The organism is Mesorhizobium sp. M7A.F.Ca.US.014.04.1.1 (assembly GCF_003998745.1).
Lineage (GTDB): Bacteria > Pseudomonadota > Alphaproteobacteria > Rhizobiales > Rhizobiaceae > Mesorhizobium > Mesorhizobium ciceri.
In genome coordinates, this window is sequence record NZ_RZRW01000881.1 from 1 (window position 1) to 1707 (window position 1707).

1 protein-coding gene and 1 pseudogene are annotated in these 1707 nt (G+C 62.3%); both read left to right on the plus strand.

Annotation, left to right across the window (positions count from 1 at the left end; all coding sequences use genetic code 11):
• Positions 1 to 85 precede the first annotated feature (85 nt).
• A pseudogene (locus tag EOA22_RS32655) lies at positions 86 to 250 on the plus strand (DUF736 domain-containing protein); the annotation flags it as partial.
• A gap of 52 nt (positions 251 to 302) precedes the next feature.
• Positions 303 to 1448 (plus strand): lytic transglycosylase domain-containing protein, encoded by a 1146-nt coding sequence (locus EOA22_RS32660; RefSeq protein WP_063170730.1) that lies wholly within the window; start codon positions 303 to 305, stop codon positions 1446 to 1448.
• The last annotated feature ends 259 nt before the right edge of the window (positions 1449 to 1707 follow it).

A 1707-nucleotide genomic window follows, 5' to 3' on the forward strand; every position in this document is an offset into this window, starting at 1 on the left:
TCCTTTCATGAGCGTTTGACGATGATTGGCACGAGCCTCACGGCTCGCCGGGAACGGGATCTTTGAGAATATTCGGCGTTGGAGCGGTGCGGCGTGGGAACGCACTGGCGAGAAGGCCGGCGCCTATCTCTCCGTCGCCATCGACGATCCCTCCTTCATACAAGCGATCCGCGCCAATCTGTTCCAGTCCGATGCCGAGAAAAATGTCTGGGCCTTGCACTGGAGCCGGCCGTCCAAGCGTGCCGAGTGAGGCTGATCGGATGCCTCGACCCCGCGACAGCGAACCGCTCACAGCAAACCCTTTGATCGATCGGGCGCTGGTCAAACCCTTCGACCCGATCGCCTGTCAGGCCGCCGCCGCGCACAGCGAAGGTCAAGGGCGGCCGGACGCTTGCCAATCGCTGCGGACGCTCATCGCCGAGCTGTTTGCGGCAAGCAAGTCCGGCCGGCGAAGCCTTGCCCTTGACGGAAGCGAGCACGGTGGCAGGGTTTTCGCACGTCGGGACGGCGGTGCATGCGCTGCCGTCCACAGAGGCACGGCCATTCTATCCGCATGCGTGATCCTCATCCTCTCAGTATCCGCAATTTGCGCGGAACCACTATCGCGCAATGAGCGGCCGGCGCGTCCGAGCAGCAAGACTTGGTCCGCCGACCCCTGGTCTGTGCATATCCAGGAGGCTGCAAAGCGGTTTGCCCTTTCCGAGCGATTGCTGCGCGCCGTCATGCAGGTCGAGAGCTTTGGCGATGTTCATGCTGTGTCGAGCAAGGGCGCGATGGGCCTGATGCAGATCATGCCGGCGACGTGGGAAGAACTGCGGATCAAGCATCATCTTGGCGACGATCCTTACCAACCGCACGACAACATTCTTGCCGGCGCCGCTTACCTCCGCGAGATGCTCGACCGCTTCGGCCGGAACGGCTTCCTTGCTGCCTACAATGCCGGTCCCAGGCGCTACCAGGAACATCTTGCGACGGGCCGGCCGCTGCCGCGAGAGACAGTCGACTACGTCCGAAAACTCGTGCCGCTGATCAACGGTGCGGTTCCCATTCCAACTCGCGCACGACATGGAGCGGGCAGAGCGAGCGCACTCGAAGCGTCGATTTTCGCGCACGTCGTGAACACACGGAATAGCTCGGTTCCGCAGGGTGAGCGCGAGACTGATGTTCCCGTAGAGACCGTCTTCACGGCGACCCGTTCACCCAGCGTGCGAGCACCCGTGGACAAAGCGGTCACCGATCTTACGGCCCTTGTACCGCAACCGGACGGCTCGCGCAGTGAAGGCGTATCAGTCCGAACCCCGCTGTTCGTAATCCGTTTGTGCAGACCTCCGCCGCGACTCCACAATGATCTCAGCATTCCTGGTCAATCGCATTCCGACCTGTTCCGTCGCGGAAATTGCGGCGGGAGGGTTGGCCGTGAGAGAGGGCGAAGAGGGATGGCAGGATAAAGGGCCGCGATGTGCGGCTCGGTCGGGGTGTTGGATCTCAAGGGTTTGCGCACCGGTTCTGCGATGTGCGCGAGAAATCCGCGATGTGCGCGATCAGCAATTTCTCAAAGTTTTCAACAGAAGCCGCACCTCGCGGGAAGAATGCTCATGAGCACGGATAACGAATTCCGCGTCCGGCCTGGCCGCATTCGTTCCCGGGCCAGTCAGCGTGCACGCCCCTTCATCTCCCAGGCACTGGCCGCTGCACAAAGGGCAGGGG